The sequence below is a fragment of the Mycobacterium sp. IS-836 genome, assembly GCF_001954275.1.
Lineage (GTDB): Bacteria > Actinomycetota > Actinomycetes > Mycobacteriales > Mycobacteriaceae > Mycobacterium.
The window spans coordinates 27291-45386 of the sequence record NZ_MBEU01000053.1 but is presented as its reverse complement, the minus strand read 5'-3'; the positions used below and the strand labels follow the sequence as shown (position 1 = coordinate 45386).

Sequence of the window (18096 nt, the reverse complement as noted above, 5' to 3'; positions counted from 1 at the left end):
TACGGCATTTGGCAATGCGCGCACGAACCGTCGCTCGCATCCTGTGTGCGGCGGTGGTCATCACATGGACGCCGCTGAGCGCGTTCATCGATACCCGCTACGCCTTCGCGGGCCCGTGTTCCGACGTCGAGGTGGTATTCGCTCGCGGCACCAACGAACCTCCCGGCGTCGGAGGGGTCGGCCAGGCATTCGTGGACTCCCTTAGGTCGCGTGTTGGCGGCCGGTCCGTCGGCGTATACGCGGTCAACTACCCCGCCACCGACGATTTCGTGCGGAGTTCGTTGGCCGGGGCCGGCGATGCGGGCGGTCATGTCCAGTCAACGGTTGCGAACTGTCCCAACACCAGAATCGTGCTCGGCGGGTACTCGCAAGGCGCGGGCGTGATCGATATGACCACCGACAACCTGCCGCCCCAGGCAGCGAGTCATGTCGCCGCGGTGGCCGTCTTCGGCAATCCAGAAAGTAACTTCGCGAGAACGCTTGGGGGCGGCCGGCTTCCGACGATCAGCCCGCTCTACCGCCCCAAGACGATTGACCTGTGCGTTCCCAACGATCCGATCTGCTCCGAAGGGAGAAACCCGACCGCACACGTTTTGTATGTTCAGTCCGGGATGACCAACCAGGCCGCGGCATTTGCAGCCGATCGGCTCTAGTTTCGCTGGCCCTTGAGATCGGTGTCGCGGCTCGGCTGAACACGTTTCGGTTCGCCCGGCATTTTCGGGTAGTTCGGCGGGTAGGGCATATCGCCAAGGCCGCGTCGTTCGTCGGCCTCGACCATTTCCAGCAGCGGCGCAATGGACTGAGCAACGGAATCCATTGCGGCCCAAGGGTCGTCGCGGCCGGCCACGAGATCGGGCACCGTCGCCATCGTGTAGTCGTCGGGCTGGGCGCCGGCCAGCTCGTCCCACGCCAGCGGCGTCGACACGGTGGCGATCGGGGTGCGCCGCACCGAATACGCCGACGCCATGGTGCGGTCCCGGGCGTTCTGGTTGAAGTCGATGAAGATACGCTCGCCGCGCTCCTCCTTCCACCATGAGGTGGTGACCAAATCCGGTGCACGGCGTTCGACCTCACGGGCCAGCGCGATGCCCGCCCGGCGGACTTGAATGAAGTCCCAGTCGGTGGCGATCCGTAGGAACACGTGGATGCCGCGGCCCCCGGACGTCTTGGGATAACCGATCAGACCCAGCTCGTCGAGCAGGGGCCGCAGCACGTCGACCGCCACCGTGCGGGCCTGCTCGAAGGCGACGCCGGGTTGCGGGTCCAGATCGATGCGCAGCTCGTCGGGGTGCTCGGTGTCGGGGCAGCGCACCTGCCATGGGTGCAGCGTGACGGTGCCCATCTGCGCGGCCCACACAATCGCCGCCGGGTGGGTCACCTTCAACGCGTCGGCGGTTCGTCCCGACGGAAACGTCACCCGGCAGGTCTCGAGGTAGTCGGGATGATGCAGCGGCACCCGCTTTTGATAGATCTCCTCGCCGTCGATGCCGTCCGGGAAGCGCTGCAGGTGGGTGGGCCGATTGCGCAGCGTGTCCAGCATCGGCCCGCCCGCCACGGCGCGGTAGTACTCGACGAGCCGCCGCTTGGTGCCGTTCGACCCGAGTTGGGGGAAATACACCTTGTCCGGATTGGTCAGCCGAACCGCGATGCCGTCGACGTCGACCTCTTCTGCTGGTGCGGCCACACCACGATTCCAACATGCCGCAGGCCACAATGAACCAATGGACTTGCCCGTGATGCCGCCGATCTCGCCGATGCTGGCCAAGTCGGTGCGGTCGATCCCGCCCGATGCGTCATACGAGCCGAAGTGGGACGGGTTCAGGTCCATTTGTTTCCGCGACCACGATCAAGTGGAGCTGGGCAGCCGGAACGAGCGGCCGATGACCCGCTACTTCCCCGAGCTGGTCGCGGCGGCACAGGCCGAGCTGCCGCAGCGGTGCGTGATCGACGGCGAGATCGTCATCGCCACCGACCACGGCCTGGACTTCGAGGCGCTGCAGCAGCGCATCCATCCCGCCGATTCGCGAGTGCGGATGCTCGCCGAGAAGACGCCGGCGTCGTTCATCGCGTTCGACCTGCTCGCCGTCGACGACGAGGACTACACGCAGCGGCCGTTCGAAGAGCGGCGCGCGGCCCTCGTCGACGCCCTGGCCGATTCCGGGCCCGCGTTCCATGTCACGCCGGCCACCACCGATCTCGGGACGGCAGAGCAATGGTTCGAGGAATTCGAGGGCGCGGGCCTGGACGGCGTCGTCGCCAAGCCGCTGGCGATCACCTATCAGCCGGACAAGCGCGTCATGTTCAAGGTCAAGCACGAGCGGACCGCGGACTGCGTGGTCGCCGGGTATCGAGTCCACAAATCCGGCGGCGACGCCATCGGCTCGCTACTGCTCGGGTTGTATCAGGACGATGGCCAGCTGGCGTCGGTCGGAGTCATCGGGGCCTTCCCGATGGCCGAGCGGCGGCGGCTGTTTTCCGAACTGCAGCCGCTGGTCACCGACTTCGACGACCATCCCTGGAACTGGGCGGCCCACGAAGCCGGCGAGCGCACGCCGCGCAAGAACGAGTTCTCCCGCTGGAACGCCGGCAAGGATCTGTCGTTCGTCCCGCTGCGGCCCGAGCGGGTCGTCGAGGTGCGCTACGACCACATGGAAGGCCAGCGCTTCCGCCACACCGCCCAATTCAATCGCTGGCGCCCCGACCGCGATCCACGGTCATGCACCTACGAACAACTCGAACAGCCGGTCAGTTTCAGTCTGGGCGACATCGTTCCGGGCCTGGGGCACTGAGCGCGCGTTCGGAGTCGATGCGCCGCCTGAGGCCGCCGCAAGAATCGCACAAGGATTAGGCAAGGCGGCTGCCAGACTCTTTCCACGAATGGCCGTCACATGCGGCAACAGCTAACGACCCGCGCCTGGCACGGCACATCCAGGAGCTACCCAGAAGGGACATTCCATGGCGAAAATTACTGCCCGCTCGATCGTGGCGCTCACCGCAGCAGCGGCCGCCCTCATTACGGGTGCCTCGGTCGCCAACGCCGATCCGGCGGACATCCCGCCGATGCAGACGTCGCGTGGCGACTACGTCGGAGACTGGCAGAGGCACCTAAGCGCGATGACGATCGCGCCCGACGGCACCGGAACAATCCTGCTCGGGTCCAGCGCCCGCGACGGCGAGAGGTGGACCATGCGCTGGACTCAGGGCGACGGCCCGGGACTCGCGATCAGGTTGGAGCAGCGCATCGGTGCCTGGGGCGACGGACTGGACGGCGACATCAACGAGCAGACCGCGTGGAAGGCCGAGCTCGTCGTGGCCCCAGACGGTGTCACCGTCCTCCACTTAGCCCACAACGACGCCGAACTCACCGATGCGCACGCAGGTGACATCTGGTGCTCACAGAAGTATGGCCACAGCCGCTTCTGTGGCGCCTAACGAGCGTTGCCGGCCCAAAATCTCTTCAGCAAATGACGCCCACCTGTGAATGAAGCGCCAACTGTGGATTAACCGAGCAACCCCGGGTTTAGCCCCAAGGCGCGGCGGGCACGCGAGGTACATGTCTGTAACCGCGTTCAAGGATCTGCCGCTGGCGGACCGCGACCGCAAGTGGGACGGCGGCGCCGCCGAAAAGCGCGTCCGGAAGTGGGCCGGAGCGGAACACAAACCGAACCAGAAGTACCGCGATGCCCACATCTGGTACGACGCCGGCAACAAAGATAACTTCACCGCGTACAAGCTGCTGTTCGCCGACGTCATCGGCGGCAAGCTCAAAGCGGTACCGCGAGGGGTGATGATCGCCGGCGCGATCATGGACGGCGCCCGGGGCGGCATCGACTTGCCCAAGAGCGACATCGACCGGGTCCGAAGCCACCTGGCGAAGTACTACAAGAAGATGGACGAAAGCGCGCCGTGGGAGCGCTGAAACTTCGAAAGCCCTAGCGGCTCAAGAATTCCGCGATGTGGTTGGCGAGCTCTTCGCCCGCATCCTCTTGCACGAAGTGTCCGGCGTCGCGAATCAGCGGATGGTCGACGCCCTGCGCGCCGCGCATCGCATGCCGGAAGATCTCGCCCATCGGCCCCGTGATGGGGTCGCTGTCGCTGAAGGCGACCAGCATCGGCGTGGGGCTCACCGACAGCTTCGCCCAGGCCTCTTTGTTGGCCGCGGACGCGGGATCGTCCGGTGCGGTCGGCACCAGGCCGGGCATGGCGCGCGGTCCCGCGCAATACTCGTCGTCCGGAAACGGCGCGTCGTAGCCCGCGCGCACCTCGTCGCTCATCGGGCGGCGACAGCCACTCTGGACGAACGCGCCGATGTTCAGCTCCGGTGCCGTCGTGATGGCTTCGCGAAAACGCCACCAGACCTCGGGCAGTGGCTGCTCGCCGTCGGGCAGGCCGGTGTTGGCGACGACCAGGCGGGAAAACCGTTCGGGATGCTCTGCGGCCAGGCGCAATCCGATCAGCCCGCCCCAATCCTGCCCGACCAGGGTCACGTTGCGCAGGTCCAGCACATCGAAGGCCAGCGCCCGCATCCACTCGACGTGGCGTGCGTAGCTGTGGTCCGCGCGGCGGGTCGGCTTGTCCGAACGGCCGAACCCGACTAGGTCGGGGCACACGACGCGATGCCCGGCGGCTGCGAGTATCGGAATCATCTTGCGGTACAGGTAGGACCACGACGGCTCACCGTGCAGCATGAGAACGGGGTCGGCGCTCTCCGGGCCATCTTCGACCCAGGCGACCCGCAGCGTAGCGCCGTCGCCATCGGGGATGTCGCAATACCTTGGGGCATAGGGGAATTCGGGCAGATTGTCGAATCGTTCGCCGGGTGTCCGTACCGTCTGCATTTCAGATCCCTTCGTCCAAGCCCGCCAACTCGGGCAGGGTCATCAATCGCTCCAGAAACGGCCGCTGTCCCTTGAGCAGCTTGGTGCGGGCCTGCGTCACCGGGAACCAGCCGACGCGATCGACTTCGGGGAACTCCCGCAACTTGCCCGAGCCCTTCGGCCATTCGAGTTCGAAGGTGTTGCTGCGCGTATCGGTGACGTCGAGATCGGCCCGCACGCCGAAGGCCGTAACCACTTTGCCGCTGGGCTGTTTGAGCCGACCGAAATCGACGCGCGGCCCCGCGGGCGTCGGCAGCCCGAGCTCCTCGGAAAACTCCCGCTGCGCGACCGTCCAGGGGTCCTCGCCGTCGGTGTACTCACCCTTCGGGATCGACCACGCCGCGTCGTCCTTGCGCGCCCAAAACGGGCCGCCCGGATGCACGATCAGAACTTCGACGACGCCGTCGCTAACCCGGTACAACAGCACACCGGCGCTGAGTTTGGGCATCTAGTTACTCAGACCCCGACGGCGCGTTCCAGGTCTTTGAGCGACGACTCCAGGTGGGCGAGCAGGCGCTGCAGGTGCGGCACGCTGCGCCGGCATCCGGTCAAACCGAAATCGAGATTGGCGCCGTTGCTGACCAGGGTGATGTTCAGCGCCTGGCCGTCCACGATCGCCGATAGCGGATAGCTGCCGTCCAGCCGCGCACCCCCGTAATACAGCTGCTCGTGCGGCCCCGGCACGTTCGATATGACCAGGTTGAACGGCGGCGACGTCGACGACACCCACCCCGGAACCGCCGCCAGAGCCAGGGCACCCATGTTCATCGCGGACAACGCCAGCGCCTGGAACCGGGGCAATTCAGAGAACACCTTCTTGTTGTTGCGCATCGACTCGCTGACGATCTCCAGCCGTCTGGCCGCATCCTCGATGTCGGTGGCCAGGTTGCACAGGATGGCTCCGACGAGGTTGCCGCCGGCGTCGGCCTCGTGTTCCTTGCGCAGGCTCACCGGAACCATCGCGACCAGCGGGGTGTCCGGCAGCGCGTTCTGCTCGAGCAGGTAGTAGCGCAGCGCTCCCGAGCACATCGTCAGGACCACATCGTTGAGAGTCACGCCCGCGGCCTTCTTGACGTTCTTGATCCGATCGACCGACCACGACTGCGCCGCGCACCGCCGGGCGCCCCCGATCTTGACGTTCAACATGGTGCGCGGGGCTCCGAACGGCAGCGTCACCCGCTGCTCGAACAGCGCCGCGCGAGCCAGTGAGACCGTCGAAGGAGCCAGTGCGGCAACGCCTCCCGCGGTCCGTTTCAGCGTGCTCAACGGCGACGACGGGACGGACTTGCGTTTGGGTTTGAGCAGGCCCCATGGCGCCCGGATCTCGCGATCGTCGGGGTCGGACGACAGCGAGCGTTGCATCAGCTTCAGGGCCGAGACGCCGTCGATGAGTGCATGGTGCATCTTGGTGTAGACCGCGAAGCGGCCGTCCTTGAGACCCTCGATCACGTACGCCTCCCACAGCGGACGGTGGCGATCGAGCAGGCTGCTATGCAGCAGCGAGGTCAGTTCGAGCAGATCGCGAACCCGCCCCGGAGAAGGCAGCGCCGAGCGCCGCACGTGATAGTCGATGTCGAGGTCGTTGTCGTAGGACCACGCGAGATTCGCGATTCCACCGAAGAACGTCGCGGGACGCTTGAGAAAGGTGGGCTGGAAATCCTGCTGTGCGACCAGCCGGTCGTAGAACTCGCGGACGAATCCCCGATCGGCGCCGGGCGGCGGCTCGTATAGCGCTAGGCCCCCGACGTGCATGGGGTGCTCACGGGATTCCCCCAGCAAAAACACCGAATCGGTGGGCATCATCAGTTCCATCCACCAATTAGACCCCCACGGGGAAGCAACCCGCTAGCGCCTCAGGAGATCACTCCGACGCGACCGACCACGCCGACGTCGCGATCAGGTCCCCGCGCTCCAAGCCCGCGGCACGATTCTCGTGGATCTTGGCGTACTCCTGAGTGGTCACCATGTCGATGAACGCCTGGGGCGACGGGTATTGGACGACGAGAACCGCGTCCCACCAAGGCCGTTCGCCGTCGCCGATGACCACCGCCGGCGCGCCTCCCGCGTAGAGCACCGCGGCGCCGACGCGTTCGAGGTGCGGGATGACGTCACGGCCGTACTGTGCGTAGCGCTCGAGGCCGCCGTCAGCCTTGAACGTCAGCAGGTTGACCATCACCACCGGTTCGTCCGCCGGCCGCGCGGCCAGCGCGGCGAACTGTTCGGGAGTGGGTTGCAGGCTGCTCACGTGAATCTCCTTACAGCAGATCGGTGATCGTCTTCAGGCCCGCGTCGTAGAGCACGCCGGGCAGCATGCCGCCGTCGTGCTCGATCGTCGTGCCGTTGACGAAGTCCGCGTCCCCGCTCGCGAGAAAGACGCACACGCGGCCCACCTCCGCCGGTTCCCCCGCGCGGCGCAACGGGACGGCGGCGAAGTACTTTTCGCCGGTCGGATCGTCTTTGGGCAGCACGAACGACCGGAAGTTCTCGGTCATGGTCGGGCCCAGCGCGACGCAGTTGACACGAACCTTCGGTCCCCACTCCTCGGCCAGCGACCGCGTGAGGTGATTGAGCCCGCTCTTGGCCGCGCCATAGGAGACCAACGTCGGTGACCCCGCCGGATGCCCGGCACCGCTGGAAATGTTGATGATGCAGCCGGTGCCGTCCTGGGTGGCCATCTGCCGGTACACCCGGATGGCGAACCACAGCGGGCTGATGAGGTTCATCTGCACCGCATAAGCGTGAAACAGCGCCGTGCGCTCGAAGTCGTCGTCGCTTCGCGGCGCGCCCTGAATGCGTTGGACGAGTTCGGGAATGCTCTCCACATGCGGCGCCGGGACGGTGCCGCCGGCGTTGTTCACCAGGATGTCGATTCGGCCGTGGGTCGCCACGACGTCGGCGACGAGAGAGTCGATCGAGTGGTAGTCACCTTGGTCGCACACTCGTTGCGAAGCTCGGGCCGCCCAGCCGGCTTCCACGCCGGGGATGGTGTCCAGTGGCGAGCGTGAGCATCCGACGACCGTGGCGCCGGCGCGGAGCAGTTCATGCGCGATCCCGACACCGACACCGCGGCTGGTCCCGGTGACGATCGCAACCTTGCCGTCGAGAACGCCCACCGACCGACCTTCCTCATTGACAGTCACTGCCAGGTAGTCATACCGTGCCATCTCGTTGGTGCGATGTAAAGGCGTGCGGGAGGTCAGCCATGAGCAAGCTTCGCGTCATCCAGTGGGCGACCGGAGGTGTCGGCAAGGCCGCCATCGAATGCGTCGTGAATCATCCGCAGCTCGAGCTCGTCGGGTGCTGGGTGCACAGCGCGGAAAAGGACGGCGTCGACGTCGGCCGGATCATCGGAACGGACGACCTCGGCGTCACCGCCACCTCCAGCGCCGACGAGGTGCTCGCCCTCAACGCCGACTGCGTCGTGTACAGCCCACTGATCCCCAACGACGACGAGGTCGTCGCGATTCTGCGGTCCGGCAAGAACGTCGTCACACCGGTCGGCTGGGTATATCCCGACCTCGACAACCCGGCCGTCAAAGCAATTGCGGACGCCGCGGTCGAGGGTGGGGTGACGTTGCACGGGTCCGGCATCCATCCCGGCGGCATCACGGAGCGATTCCCGCTGATGCTGTCCGGACTGTCATCAGCGGTCACCCATGTGCGCGCCGAGGAGTTCTCCGACATCCGCACCTACAACGCGCCGGATGTCGTGCGCCACATCATGGGCTTCGGCGGCACCCCCGAGGAAGCCATGCAAGGGCCCATGGCCACGCTGCTCGAGGCGGGCTTCAAGATGTCCGTGCGAATGGTGGCCGAGCACATGGGTTTTCGCATCGATCCCAACATCAGGACCGTCCAGGAGATCGCCGTCGCGACCGCCGACATCGACTACGACCCCTTCCCAATCACCGAGGGAACCGTGGCCGCCCGCCGATTCCGCTGGCAAGCGATCGCCGACGGCGAACCGGTCATCACCGCGGCGGTCAACTGGCTGATGGGTGAAGACAACCTGGAACCGGACTGGAACTTCGGCGGGCTCGGCGAACGCTTCGAGGTCGAGATCACCGGCGACCCCACCGTGTCTCTGACCTTCAAGGGCCTGCAACCACCATCCATCGCCGAAGGGCTCAAACGAAACCCCGGTGTCGTCGCCACGGCCAACCACTGCGTCAACGCGATTCCCGACGTCTGCGCCGCCGGCCCCGGCATCAAGACCTATCTCGACCTACCGCTTTTCGCCGGACGCCCCGCCCCCAAACTTGCTGCGCCGCTATGACATCCGGCGTCCTAGACGATGTGTCGTTCTGCCACCTCGTCATCGGCGTGACCGACATGGACCGCTCGCTGGCGTTCTACCGCGACGTGATCGGCATGGAGGTCATCTTCGAGACCCTGATCTCCGGGGAACCCTTCGACGCGGTCCTGCATGCCAAGCGAAAGCAGGAGGGCCGGGTGGTGGGCGGCTTGCTGGGCGGGTTGATGGTCGAGCTGCTCTCCCTCGGCGCCAAGCCGCCCGCGGACCAGCCGGAGCGCCGACGCGTCACCGGCATCCACAACGTGTCGCTCTCCGTCCCGGACCTCGACGACACCCACCGTCGCATCACCGCCGCGGGCTGTACGCCCGACCAGGATCCGTTCGAAATAGGCGGGTGCGAATGTTTTTCGTCAAGGACCCGGACGGAACGCCGGTGGAGTTCATCGAGCTGCCCGGCGGCGCGCGCAGCACCTACGAGATGCACCGGGGCGTGCCGCTACGGATGGGGCCCGTGACATGACCTACACCCATCCCGAGTCGATGCGCGGCCACGTGGCAATCGTCACCGGTGCCGCGCAGGGCGTGGGCAAGGGCATCGCCGCCGCGCTGCTCGAACGCGGTGCGGCGGTGCTGCTGGTCGACATCCAAGCCGATGTCCTGAGCACGACGACCGACGAGCTGGGGTCGACGGGCCGGGTCGAGAAGTTGGTCGCCAATCTGCGCGATCCCGACAGCGCCCAGCGGATCGTGGCGGCTGCGATCGACGCCTTCGGTACCGTGCATGGCCTGGTCAACAACGCCATCGCCACCAACGAGCCCAAGGCGTTCGTCGACATCACCACCGAGGACCTGGCGCTCGGCTACGACGTCGGGCCCCGGGCAACATTCCTGCTCATGCAGGCGGTGCACCCGGTGATGGTCGAGGCCGGCGGCGGATCGATCGTGAACCTCGGCTCGGGGACGGGCACCGGGGGCGAACCCAGGTGGGGCGGGTACGCAACCGCCAAGGAGGGCATCCGGGGACTGTCGAAGGTCGCCGCCCTGGAATGGGGGCGCGACAACATCCGCGTCAACGTCATCTGCCCGTTCGCCGAGTCCGACGGCGTCAAGCTGTGGAAGCAATACGCGCCCGACGATTACGCGAAGGCGGTGAGACGCGTTCCGATGAAGCGCATCGGAGACGTGCGCACCGACGTGGGCGCGCTGGTGGCGTTCCTACTCAGCAGCGACGCCACGTTCATCACGGGTCAAACCATTCACGTCGACGGTGGTATCGGCAGCTTCCGATGAAAGAGTCGCTGCGCGATCGACAGCGCGCACAGGTCCGGGCCGACATCAGGCGCGCGGCGTTCCGGCTCTTCGTCGAGCGTGGGTACGACGCCGTGACGACCGAGGAAATCGCCTCGGCCGCAGGCGTTTCGCCACGCACCTTCTTCCGGCACGTGCCAACAAAGGAGGATCTGCTGCTTGCGCCGGTTCGCCACGGTGGCGCCGCGATCGTGAACCTGCTCGAACAACGCCCGGCGGGAGAGGCGCCGGATGTCGCACTGATCAACGCCATCATTGTCCGAACCCGGTCATTCGACGAAGCCGACTGTGAGGAGTGGCGCGAAGCCCTGCTGGTTGCGCCTAATCTGCTCGGCAAGGTCACGCTGCACACACCCGCGGACAAGGAACGGGCGACGAAACTGATCGGCGAGCGCATGGGCGCCAACCCCGACGCCGATATCCGACCAGGCCTTCTGGTCCAACTCGGCTTTGCCGCAGGCGATTTCGCATTCCAGACCTGGGTGCGCCAGTCGAGCAAGAAGCCGCGCCCGCTGGACCGCTACGTCACCGACGCCCTCGAAGCGATCAAGAGCCATCATTGGCAGCGCGCATACGTTGGGCGGAAACGGGCACAGTAACCCAATGAGTGTTGTGGTGATCGGCCAGATCGGCCGGGACCTGGTACTACGCACCGATGGGCCACCGTCGGCGAGTGAGTCCAGAACAATTCTGCAGCGCGAAGAGCTGCTGGGCGGCAAGGGCGCCAACCAGGCAGTCGGTCTCGCCCAGCTCGGGGTACCGGTCGCACTAATCGGCGTGGTGGGCGACGACACAGCGGGAACTTTCGTGCTTGAGGAAGCGGAAGGTGACGGTATTGACATAGGGGGCGTCGTGCGACGCGGGACCACGGCACTGCTGGTTGATCTGGTGGCACCGCCGCCGGAGCGAATGCTTCTCGAACACATACCGGAAAGCTCGCTCGTGCGGGTCGACGACCTCGACCGGTCGGCCGAGCGGTTAAACGGGGCGGAGATCGTTTCAATTCAGCTGCAGCAGCCGGCGGAGACGGCGCTGGCGGCCGCGCGCCGGGCCCGGCGGCGTGGTGTGCGCGTCGTCGCGGATGGTGCACCGCCGCAGGATATTCAAGCCGATTTGCTTGCATCCGTGGACGTGATACGGGCCGATGCCACAGAGGCCGCGCTTATCGGTGGAAAAGCCGTTGGCACTGTGGACGAAGCGGCCGAGCTGGCCGACAATCTTTTGACGTGCGGGCCTGAGCTCGTTGCGATTGCGGTTCCCGACGTGGGCGACCTCCTGGCGTGGCGTGGAGGCAGCGAGCTATTCGAATTCGCCGACGTAGACGTGGTCGATCCGACCGGCGCCGGCGATGCCTTTGTTGCCGGGCTTATTTCCGCATTGCGTGACGGCGCCGGGCCTCAGCATGCAGGACAGCAAGCCGCTGCCGCCCCCAGCTCCACGGTGCAGCGCCTTGGCGGACGCCCATCCCTTGACGAAATCGGCTAGAACCAGACCCTTCTGCCGGCCACCGGGCGCCCGACCGCGCCGAGGATCCACAAGATCACACCGATGACCACCAGGATTCCGCCGATCGTGTACAGGATCGACAGGCTCGTGAAGTAACCGATGATCAAGAGAATGATGCCCAGGATGATCACAGCACACTCCTCTCCATTACGCGCACGTTGAATTAGCCCGAAATGCCCGAGTACCCGCCCCGGAGGGCTTCAATCAGGACGACAGACTTAGTCGAGCGCCGGCAGGACCACGTCGGTGAGCAGCTGAACCGACTGCCATGCTTCGTCGACGGGCATGCCGCCGACCAGCGGATGCATCACCAACGGCCCGTAGTGTTCGGACTCGCGGACTTCGGCGATGAGCTGCTCGGGAGTCAGGAATCGGTATCGTCCCGATGCCTTCACCTCGTCCAGCGTCCGGACTCCCGGCAGGTGCATGAGTGAACGATGGTCGGTTGCCCATTCGCCGTAAGTGACTGCCTCCCAGAGGATGTGCTCGCCGAGTTCCGCCCACGCCCGGTCCGGATCCTCGTGCAGGTAGATCATGCCGCGGTTGATCGGGCCGGGCATGATGACGAACGGCGTCAGGCCGACGTCGGAACACAGCTCGCGGTAGTAGTCGGCGATGTCGGGCAGGTGGTCGGCCAGGCTGAGCGGTAGCCGGAAGCGCGCGGCCCGCCGCGCTGTCGCACGCGCGCCCCCGCCGATATACAGCGGTGGGTGCGGCCGGGTCCAGGTGCCGGTGCAGATTCCTGAGTCCGGGTCGCCGCCGGACCACACCGACAGCATTCGCTCGATCAAGCCGTCCATCAGCTCGCCCCGCCGGCCGAAATCGACCGCCAGCGCGTCGTATTCGACGGTCCGGTAACCCAACCCCACCGTGGTGTGCAGCCGTCCTCGGCTCATGTTGTCAACCAGCGCGATGTCCTCGGCCAGGCGCACGGGATTCCACAACGGGCCAAGCGCGCAGTCCACGCTGGCGATCAGAGTCGTCGTTCGCGCCAAGAACATCGACGCCGCCATGATGGGGTTGCAGCTCCATCCGTGGCCGGTCGCGTGGTGCTCGTCGACGCTGACCGTGGTGATGCCTCGGGATTCGCCCCACTGCGCCAGTTCGAGTGCGGCGGACAAGATCCCGCTCTGCGTCCTCGGCTCGCCCTGCGGCGAGGCGAAGTTGAAGCGCAGCACGGTCAGCACCATGTCCGGCCCTCAGCCCTGGACCGGCGCCGCCGCCGACCGCAGGAACGCGGCGAAGTCGGGAAAAAGTGCGCGGTCGACGATTTCGATGCGGGTGCCGAAGGCGTCGACGTAGTACGCGAACAGCGCCAGGCCCGGCGGTGAGACATCGGCGGTGGCTTCGAAGGTGAAGCCGTTGGCCTCTAGCATCTCTGCGCTGCCGGCAAGGTCGTCGGTGAAGTAGCCGAGGTGATGAGCGGAGTTGCCGGGCGCCGCCTTCCACGGGCTATCGGGAACCTCTTGGATGAGTTCGAGGTGCGGGCTCTGCAGGGAGTAGACGAATGTCGAGGTGAGTTCGTGTGTTTCGGTCGCGGTGCGGAAGGGCAGCGTGTAGGTCAGCGGCGTGATCCATCGGTAGCCGGCCAGCGTGCTGAGCCGGGCCATCGCGGCTTCGAGGTCGGGCACGACGATGCCGGTGTGGTAGAAGTCCTCGGGTCGAAGCGCGAGTGCCATGGTCTTGTCCTTAATCTCAGACGCAGTCCGACGCGCCGTCGACGACGAAGACCGCGCCGCTGGTGTAACTGCTCTGCTCGGTGCACAGGAATGCGATCGTGGGAGCGATCTCAGTGACGGACCCGAAGCGGCGCAACGGAATATGTGCCAGCTCGGATTCCACGATGTCCGCCGCGGCGTGCATGGGCGCGGTCATCGGCGTGTCGATGGTTCCCGGTGCGACGGCGTTCACCCGGATTCCCTTGGTTGCCCACTTGACCGCGAGATTCCTGGTGATGTCGACGATCCCGGCCTTCGCGGCCCCGTAGCCGGGCACCAAGGGAACCGCCCGCAGCGCAGACATCGACGCCAGATTGACCACGCTGGCGCCTCCCGCCGCGGTCGATGCCCTCAAGGCTCGGTACAGTCCCACCGTAAGCCGGTATGGCCCAACGAGGTTGAGGCCCACCGACGCCTCGAAACCCTCCGGCTTCGATTCGTCCAGGCCGCCTGGGAAATTCGCGCCCGCATTGTTTATCAAGACGTCGAGGCTGGCGAAGCTGGCGGCCAGCGCATCCACCGAGTCATGGTCGGTGATCTGCAGCGAGCGGTAGGCCATGCCGGCCAGGTCGGCGTCATAGTCCGTCGCCGCCGGTTTGGTGCCGGTGATGGTGACCTCGGCTCCGGCATCCCGGAACAGCACCGCGGTGGCGTGCCCTATCCCGCTGGTGCCACCGGTGATCAACGCGGTCGTGCCGGTGAAGTCGAAGCCGACACGGGCCGTCATGAGTTCCTCGCTATTTGTTCGGAGAGCCATGCTCGTTCCCAGAAATTGGTGCTGTCCGCGAGCAGGACTTCGTGTGCCTCCCGCAGTACCGCCCGGGCCGCGGGATCATCCGACGAGACGAGCTCGGCGAGATGGATGGCGTGCAGGGGGCGGCCTGCGGCAAGATGCTCCCGCGCGCGATCCACGAGGGCCTCGGCGCCGGCCAGTTCGATCACGTCGGCGCCGACTGCATCGAAGCCGACTGGGTAGAGCTCGGTGGTCGAGCGGTGGTGGAACCAGCCCGAGTAGTTCTCCCAGATCGCTCTGACATCCCAGGCGACCTTCCCATAGCCTTGTCCCACTTCGTATTCCGCGGGCAGCGTGATCTCGCGCATCAGGGTCTGGACGTCCTTGCCGGCGTTCATCCCGGCCACGGTCTCGTCGTGGACGTACTGGATCGCGTCGCGCAGCCTCGTAAGCTCGACGTCGATCAGATCGGCGCCCGCGATAGGTGCGAAGTGACCGGTCACCAGCAGTTCGGGCCGAAGTGCGCGTACCCGCTCGACCGATGCGATGGTGGTCAGGGCGTCGCGGTAGCGGTCGCCTCGTATGGTGACGAGGTTGGGAATGTGTCCGAAGATCGGACCGAAGGTGTTTCCGCACAGGCAAATTCGCTCGTCGGGCAACCAGACCACCAGCGAGTCGGTGGTCTCGCCGCCGGGCACCGAGATCAGCTCCAGCCGTCGACCGCCCACCTCGAGGGAGAGGGTGTCCTCGAAGTCGAGATCGACGGCAGGGACACTCTGGCCGGGCAGGTGCTTGGTTCCGAGGCGCCGCTGGATCGCCCGAATGCCGGACGTCAGCGTGTCTTTGAAGGCGAATGCGCTGCGGCTGGCGCGGTACGGGATCAGCCGCTCGTTGTCGTCCCGCCACGCCGTCCAATTAGCTTGCGCGACAACCGTTGTTTCCGGATCGCGGACGCTGTCCAGGCCGCCGACGTGGTCCACATGGCCCTGCGTGAAGATGATGTAGCGCACCGGCGAGGAGTCGACGGCGTCGAAGTTCGCGCGGTGCACCGGCCCCTCGAAGCCCATCCCGGTGTTGACGATCACCCGGCCGTCGGCGGTGGTCAGCATGTACGCGTTGGACAGGCCCGGCGAGCACCACAGCCCCGGGGCGAGCCGCTCGGCTTGTTCGGCCGACGCCGGGCGCATGGCCTCGGCGCCGGGCCTGCCGCGATAGACCGGTCCGGGCATCGCTGTTGACTCCTTCATTCGGGGCGGACGTCGAATCTATCGAAATAGAAGTCGAACCGCCCACGGAGTTCGTCCGCCGAGATGCCGAAGTGCCGTTGCAGGTCGTAGCGGATGCGGCCGTGCTTTCCGCGAGGGTTGCCGTCCAGGTAGCGCCGGAACCGTTCGCGCACCTTCGGTGTCAAGTCGACGTTGCCGCGGCGGTAAAGCTCGTCGAGCAGCGGCATTTCGTTGCCGTTGAGGTGGTGGAAGCTGACGTCGAGGCTGCGATCGGCGGGCACCAGGTCGCGGTCGCGCACGCACGCGCTGAGCAACCGGTGCACGCGGTCGCTCCAGTAATCCAGGAGCCAATCCGGGTCGATGCTAGTCCGGCGCAACCGATCGGAGTAGGCCATCATCGTGATCGCCGATTGGATCACGGCGACGGGATCGCGGTGTGTGAAGGCCACCGTCGCGTCCGGAAATGTTGCCACCAGCGGGCCGAGCTGCTCACAGTGCTGCGGGCTCTTGAGGATCCAGGTCCGCGGGCCGCGCAGGAACGTCAACGCCTGCAAGACTTTCTTCATGTACGCGTAGTGCTGGGTTTGGTCGAGCGCCAGGTAGAAGTCGCGCCAATCGGGAACGCGCGCATGCCATTCCAGCACATAGGCGGCCAGATCGAGGTCGAGGAGCTCGACTTCCTCCTCGATCGCCTCGGGGAACCGGTCGTGCATGGCGGCCACCACCGGGGCACTGGCCATGAGCGCCTCGTGTTCGGATTTGGCCCGCGCGTAGCGCGGGTCGACCCCGAAGATGTCGGGTCCTTCGCCCCGCGCGGGTATCGGCTCCTGGCTTTCCCAATACGGCAGCGCGCGTCGGCGCGGGTCGGCCGCAATGAGATTGACCAGATGGGTGGTGCCGGATCGCGGCATCCCGACGACGACGAACGGTCTCTCGATCGGGATCGACTCGATCTCGGGATAACGCTTGACGAGTTCGGTCAACGACAACCGGTTGCGCAACAGGCGAACGACCCGTTGGCGCAGTGAGGACCGCGTCAGCTCGCGCAGGCCCTCGTCGGCTTCGATCGCGGCCACGTGCGCGCGCAGGCGGTCACCGAAGCCGTCCGTGTCGTCCAGGTCGCCGACACCGGCCATCTCGACGGCCTCGGCCATCATCCGATCGATGTCGAAGTCGACGCGCTTGGCCTCGGTGAATTTCAGAATCTGGCGCTGTACATCGGTGAGCTTGGGCGCCGTCAAGTCGTCGAAGTCGATATCCGCGATGTCGGGGCCCGCAGAGCCCATGCGAGCGCCTCCTAGCGGGCTCTACAAATTGGCCAGGTCGTCGGGAACGTCGACTTTGTGTTCCTTCAGCGCCTCGAGAGGCACGACCTCCAGTGTGCGCTCGTGAGTCGACGCCAAGACCACGGGGGCGGCGCAACCGTCGTGATGGGCCCGAAGCCAGTTCAGGGCGGTGACGCACCAGCGATCGCCGGGCAGCAGGCCGGGGAACCGGTACTCGGGCACCGGCGTCAACAAGTCATTGCCGATGGAACGCTGATGCTCCAGGAATTCGGCAGTCATCACGGCACAGATCGTGTGCCGGCCCCGGTCTTCGGGCCCGGACGAGCAGCAACCGTCGCGATAGAAACCAGTCAGTGGGTCGGTACCGCACGGTTCCAGCGGCCCGCCCAGCACATTGCGATCAGGCACTTGCTCAGTATCGCGCTCCCGGGCACGAAGTTTGCGGGAAATGCGCCATCCACGCCGCGAAAATTGCCCGCCGGATCGCGCCGATCAGGCTGGCGGCAGTTTGCCGCCGCGATGGCTGGGCTCGGCTGAGCACACTGCGGCCAGCTTCGGCCGTTTGCCGGAGTCGACGACGGCTTGCGTGGGCTATGTTCTTGGGATGGCGAGCCCGAACCCACCCGGAAACCCCTCCGACGAACCACCCCAGGGGTGGCAGCCGCAGGGCTATGGTGCGCAGCAGAATCCCCAAATCCCTCCGCCGCCCGGATATCCGGGCCAACCGGGGTACCAACCGGGCTATCCGCAGCCGCAGCCGTACCCGCCCCCCTACCCCGGCTACCCGGGGCACGTCGATCCCCAAGCGCCATTTGGTCGCGATCCCGCCACGGGCGTACCGCTTTCGGACAAATCCGCCACCACGGCCGGCCTCCTCCAGCTGTTCCTGGGAGTGTTCGGCATCGGCCGGTTCTATATCGACTCGACCCAGATCGCGATCGCTCAGTTGTGTGTGGGCATCTTCGGATTCGTCTTCACCCTGTTCTGCCTATTCGGCTTCCCGGTGCTGCTCGGATCGGCCATCTGGGCCATCGTTGACGCCATCATGATGTTCACCGGCAGCGTCACCGACAGCCACGGCCGCAAGCTGCGCTAGGGGATGTCATCGACGGGACGCGCCCGCTCAACACCGCTTGATGACAATGAAATAACGATTCTCAGCTAAACGTATCGCGACGCGCTAAGTA

22 protein-coding genes and 1 pseudogene are annotated in these 18096 nt (G+C 66.1%); 10 read left to right on the top strand and 13 right to left on the bottom strand.

The features are described 5' to 3' along the window. The first annotated feature begins 14 nt into the window (after window positions 1-14). On the top strand, window positions 15-653 hold the full coding sequence (locus A5747_RS14130; protein WP_076125201.1) for a cutinase family protein: 639 nt from the start codon (window positions 15-17) through the stop codon (window positions 651-653). Here A5747_RS14130 and ligD read toward each other — a convergent pair. After that, window positions 650-1684 carry a non-homologous end-joining DNA ligase gene (gene ligD / locus A5747_RS14125; protein WP_076125199.1) on the bottom strand — a complete coding sequence of 345 codons (1035 nt, stop codon included), beginning with the start codon at window positions 1682-1684 and terminating at the stop codon, window positions 650-652. The two genes, A5747_RS14130 and ligD, sit on opposite strands and share 4 nt — an antisense overlap. Window positions 1685-1721: 37 nt before the next feature. On the opposite strand from ligD, the gene A5747_RS14120 reads away from it, so the two are divergent. From A5747_RS14120 to A5747_RS14110, 3 genes are all read left to right on the top strand, one after another. After that, window positions 1722-2789, top strand: a complete 1068-nt coding sequence (locus A5747_RS14120; RefSeq protein ID WP_076125197.1) for an ATP-dependent DNA ligase — start codon at window positions 1722-1724, stop codon at window positions 2787-2789. A 166-nt stretch (window positions 2790-2955) separates the two neighbouring features. Further along, window positions 2956-3432, top strand: a complete 477-nt coding sequence (locus A5747_RS14115; protein ID WP_142245583.1) for a hypothetical protein — start codon at window positions 2956-2958, stop codon at window positions 3430-3432. 121 nt (window positions 3433-3553) lie between these two features. Then, window positions 3554-3919 carry a hypothetical protein gene (locus tag A5747_RS14110; protein ID WP_076125193.1) on the top strand — a complete coding sequence of 122 codons (366 nt, stop codon included), beginning with the start codon at window positions 3554-3556 and terminating at the stop codon, window positions 3917-3919. A gap of 13 nt (window positions 3920-3932) precedes the next feature. Here the strand turns inward: A5747_RS14110 and A5747_RS14105 are convergent, their stop codons facing one another. Genes A5747_RS14105 through A5747_RS14085 form a run of 5 tightly spaced genes read right to left on the bottom strand, consistent with a single transcriptional unit; the run spans window position 3933 to window position 7990 of the window. Continuing rightward, window positions 3933-4838 (bottom strand): haloalkane dehalogenase, encoded by a 906-nt coding sequence (locus A5747_RS14105; RefSeq protein WP_076125191.1) that lies wholly within the window; start codon window positions 4836-4838, stop codon window positions 3933-3935. 1 nt (window position 4839) lies between these two features. Further along, window positions 4840-5325: an NUDIX domain-containing protein gene (locus A5747_RS14100; RefSeq protein WP_076125189.1), complete on the bottom strand. Its 486-nt coding sequence runs from the start codon at window positions 5323-5325 to the stop codon at window positions 4840-4842. A gap of 8 nt (window positions 5326-5333) precedes the next feature. Continuing rightward, window positions 5334-6689, bottom strand: a complete 1356-nt coding sequence (locus tag A5747_RS14095) for a wax ester/triacylglycerol synthase family O-acyltransferase (RefSeq protein ID WP_076125187.1) — start codon at window positions 6687-6689, stop codon at window positions 5334-5336. A 49-nt stretch (window positions 6690-6738) separates the two neighbouring features. Continuing rightward, complete coding sequence (locus tag A5747_RS14090; RefSeq protein ID WP_076125185.1) at window positions 6739-7122, bottom strand: DUF1330 domain-containing protein; 384 nt, start codon at window positions 7120-7122, stop codon at window positions 6739-6741. A gap of 10 nt (window positions 7123-7132) precedes the next feature. After that, on the bottom strand, window positions 7133-7990 hold the full coding sequence (locus A5747_RS14085; protein WP_076125437.1) for an SDR family NAD(P)-dependent oxidoreductase: 858 nt from the start codon (window positions 7988-7990) through the stop codon (window positions 7133-7135). Between the two features lie 89 nt (window positions 7991-8079). Between A5747_RS14085 and A5747_RS14080 the strand changes: the two genes are divergently transcribed. The 5 genes and pseudogenes from A5747_RS14080 to A5747_RS14060 all read left to right on the top strand — a co-directional run bounded on the left by A5747_RS14080 (window position 8080) and on the right by A5747_RS14060 (window position 11925). Beyond that, window positions 8080-9153, top strand: coding sequence for a dihydrodipicolinate reductase (locus tag A5747_RS14080; protein WP_076125183.1), 1074 nt, complete (start codon window positions 8080-8082; stop codon window positions 9151-9153). Continuing rightward, a pseudogene (locus A5747_RS14075) lies at window positions 9150-9652 on the top strand (VOC family protein). The gene A5747_RS14080 and the pseudogene A5747_RS14075 overlap by 4 nt, the downstream one beginning before the upstream one ends. Beyond that, entirely contained in the window at window positions 9649-10422 is a 774-nt protein-coding gene (locus A5747_RS14070) for an SDR family NAD(P)-dependent oxidoreductase (protein WP_076125181.1), read from the top strand. Before A5747_RS14075 ends, A5747_RS14070 begins: the two are co-directional and overlap by 4 nt. Then, on the top strand, window positions 10419-11039 hold the full coding sequence (locus A5747_RS14065) for a TetR/AcrR family transcriptional regulator (RefSeq protein ID WP_076125179.1): 621 nt from the start codon (window positions 10419-10421) through the stop codon (window positions 11037-11039). The genes A5747_RS14070 and A5747_RS14065 overlap by 4 nt, the downstream gene beginning before the upstream one ends. A gap of 4 nt (window positions 11040-11043) precedes the next feature. Beyond that, window positions 11044-11925, top strand: a complete 882-nt coding sequence (locus A5747_RS14060; RefSeq protein WP_076125177.1) for a PfkB family carbohydrate kinase — start codon at window positions 11044-11046, stop codon at window positions 11923-11925. Here the strand turns inward: A5747_RS14060 and A5747_RS24865 are convergent. From A5747_RS24865 to A5747_RS14030, 7 genes are all read right to left on the bottom strand, one after another. Then, entirely contained in the window at window positions 11922-12077 is a 156-nt protein-coding gene (locus A5747_RS24865) for a hypothetical protein (RefSeq protein WP_139333546.1), read from the bottom strand. The two genes, A5747_RS14060 and A5747_RS24865, sit on opposite strands and share 4 nt — an antisense overlap. An 87-nt stretch (window positions 12078-12164) precedes the next feature. Further along, the gene (locus tag A5747_RS14055) at window positions 12165-13136 is read right to left on the bottom strand and encodes an LLM class flavin-dependent oxidoreductase (RefSeq protein ID WP_076125175.1); all 972 of its coding nucleotides are present in this window, start codon (window positions 13134-13136) and stop codon (window positions 12165-12167) included. Between the two features lie 9 nt (window positions 13137-13145). Continuing rightward, window positions 13146-13625 (bottom strand): VOC family protein, encoded by a 480-nt coding sequence (locus A5747_RS14050; protein ID WP_076125174.1) that lies wholly within the window; start codon window positions 13623-13625, stop codon window positions 13146-13148. Between the two features lie 16 nt (window positions 13626-13641). Next, window positions 13642-14391 (bottom strand): SDR family NAD(P)-dependent oxidoreductase, encoded by a 750-nt coding sequence (locus tag A5747_RS14045; protein WP_076125172.1) that lies wholly within the window; start codon window positions 14389-14391, stop codon window positions 13642-13644. Continuing rightward, window positions 14388-15626, bottom strand: coding sequence for an MBL fold metallo-hydrolase (locus A5747_RS14040; RefSeq protein ID WP_076125170.1), 1239 nt, complete (start codon window positions 15624-15626; stop codon window positions 14388-14390). The genes A5747_RS14045 and A5747_RS14040 overlap by 4 nt, the downstream gene beginning before the upstream one ends. Window positions 15627-15640: 14 nt before the next feature. Then, entirely contained in the window at window positions 15641-16909 is a 1269-nt protein-coding gene (locus A5747_RS14035; protein ID WP_076125167.1) for a sulfotransferase, read from the bottom strand. A 21-nt stretch (window positions 16910-16930) separates the two neighbouring features. Continuing rightward, window positions 16931-17317 carry a DUF2237 family protein gene (locus A5747_RS14030; protein WP_076125165.1) on the bottom strand — a complete coding sequence of 129 codons (387 nt, stop codon included), beginning with the start codon at window positions 17315-17317 and terminating at the stop codon, window positions 16931-16933. Between the two features lie 196 nt (window positions 17318-17513). Between A5747_RS14030 and A5747_RS14025 the strand changes: the two genes are divergently transcribed. Beyond that, window positions 17514-18005 (top strand): TM2 domain-containing protein, encoded by a 492-nt coding sequence (locus tag A5747_RS14025; protein WP_076125164.1) that lies wholly within the window; start codon window positions 17514-17516, stop codon window positions 18003-18005. Window positions 18006-18096 lie beyond the last annotated feature (91 nt).

Coding starts and splice junctions, on each gene's coding strand:
- A5747_RS14110 (WP_076125193.1), top strand. CDS start 3,554: ATGTCTGTAACCGCGTTCAAGGATCTGCCGCTGGCGGACCGCGACCGC.
- A5747_RS14120 (WP_076125197.1), top strand. CDS start 1,722: ATGGACTTGCCCGTGATGCCGCCGATCTCGCCGATGCTGGCCAAGTCG.
- A5747_RS14065 (WP_076125179.1), top strand. CDS start 10,419: ATGAAAGAGTCGCTGCGCGATCGACAGCGCGCACAGGTCCGGGCCGAC.
- A5747_RS14060 (WP_076125177.1), top strand. CDS start 11,044: ATGAGTGTTGTGGTGATCGGCCAGATCGGCCGGGACCTGGTACTACGC.
- A5747_RS14100 (WP_076125189.1), bottom strand. CDS start 5,325: ATGCCCAAACTCAGCGCCGGTGTGCTGTTGTACCGGGTTAGCGACGGC.
- A5747_RS14045 (WP_076125172.1), bottom strand. CDS start 14,391: ATGACGGCCCGTGTCGGCTTCGACTTCACCGGCACGACCGCGTTGATC.
- A5747_RS14130 (WP_076125201.1), top strand. CDS start 15: ATGCGCGCACGAACCGTCGCTCGCATCCTGTGTGCGGCGGTGGTCATC.
- A5747_RS14025 (WP_076125164.1), top strand. CDS start 17,514: ATGGCGAGCCCGAACCCACCCGGAAACCCCTCCGACGAACCACCCCAG.
- A5747_RS14035 (WP_076125167.1), bottom strand. CDS start 16,909: ATGGGCTCTGCGGGCCCCGACATCGCGGATATCGACTTCGACGACTTG.
- A5747_RS14050 (WP_076125174.1), bottom strand. CDS start 13,625: ATGGCACTCGCGCTTCGACCCGAGGACTTCTACCACACCGGCATCGTC.
- A5747_RS14040 (WP_076125170.1), bottom strand. CDS start 15,626: ATGCCCGGACCGGTCTATCGCGGCAGGCCCGGCGCCGAGGCCATGCGC.
- A5747_RS14115 (WP_142245583.1), top strand. CDS start 2,956: ATGGCGAAAATTACTGCCCGCTCGATCGTGGCGCTCACCGCAGCAGCG.
- A5747_RS14095 (WP_076125187.1), bottom strand. CDS start 6,689: ATGGAACTGATGATGCCCACCGATTCGGTGTTTTTGCTGGGGGAATCC.
- A5747_RS14080 (WP_076125183.1), top strand. CDS start 8,080: ATGAGCAAGCTTCGCGTCATCCAGTGGGCGACCGGAGGTGTCGGCAAG.
- A5747_RS14055 (WP_076125175.1), bottom strand. CDS start 13,136: ATGGTGCTGACCGTGCTGCGCTTCAACTTCGCCTCGCCGCAGGGCGAG.
- A5747_RS14070 (WP_076125181.1), top strand. CDS start 9,649: ATGACCTACACCCATCCCGAGTCGATGCGCGGCCACGTGGCAATCGTC.
- A5747_RS14105 (WP_076125191.1), bottom strand. CDS start 4,838: ATGCAGACGGTACGGACACCCGGCGAACGATTCGACAATCTGCCCGAA.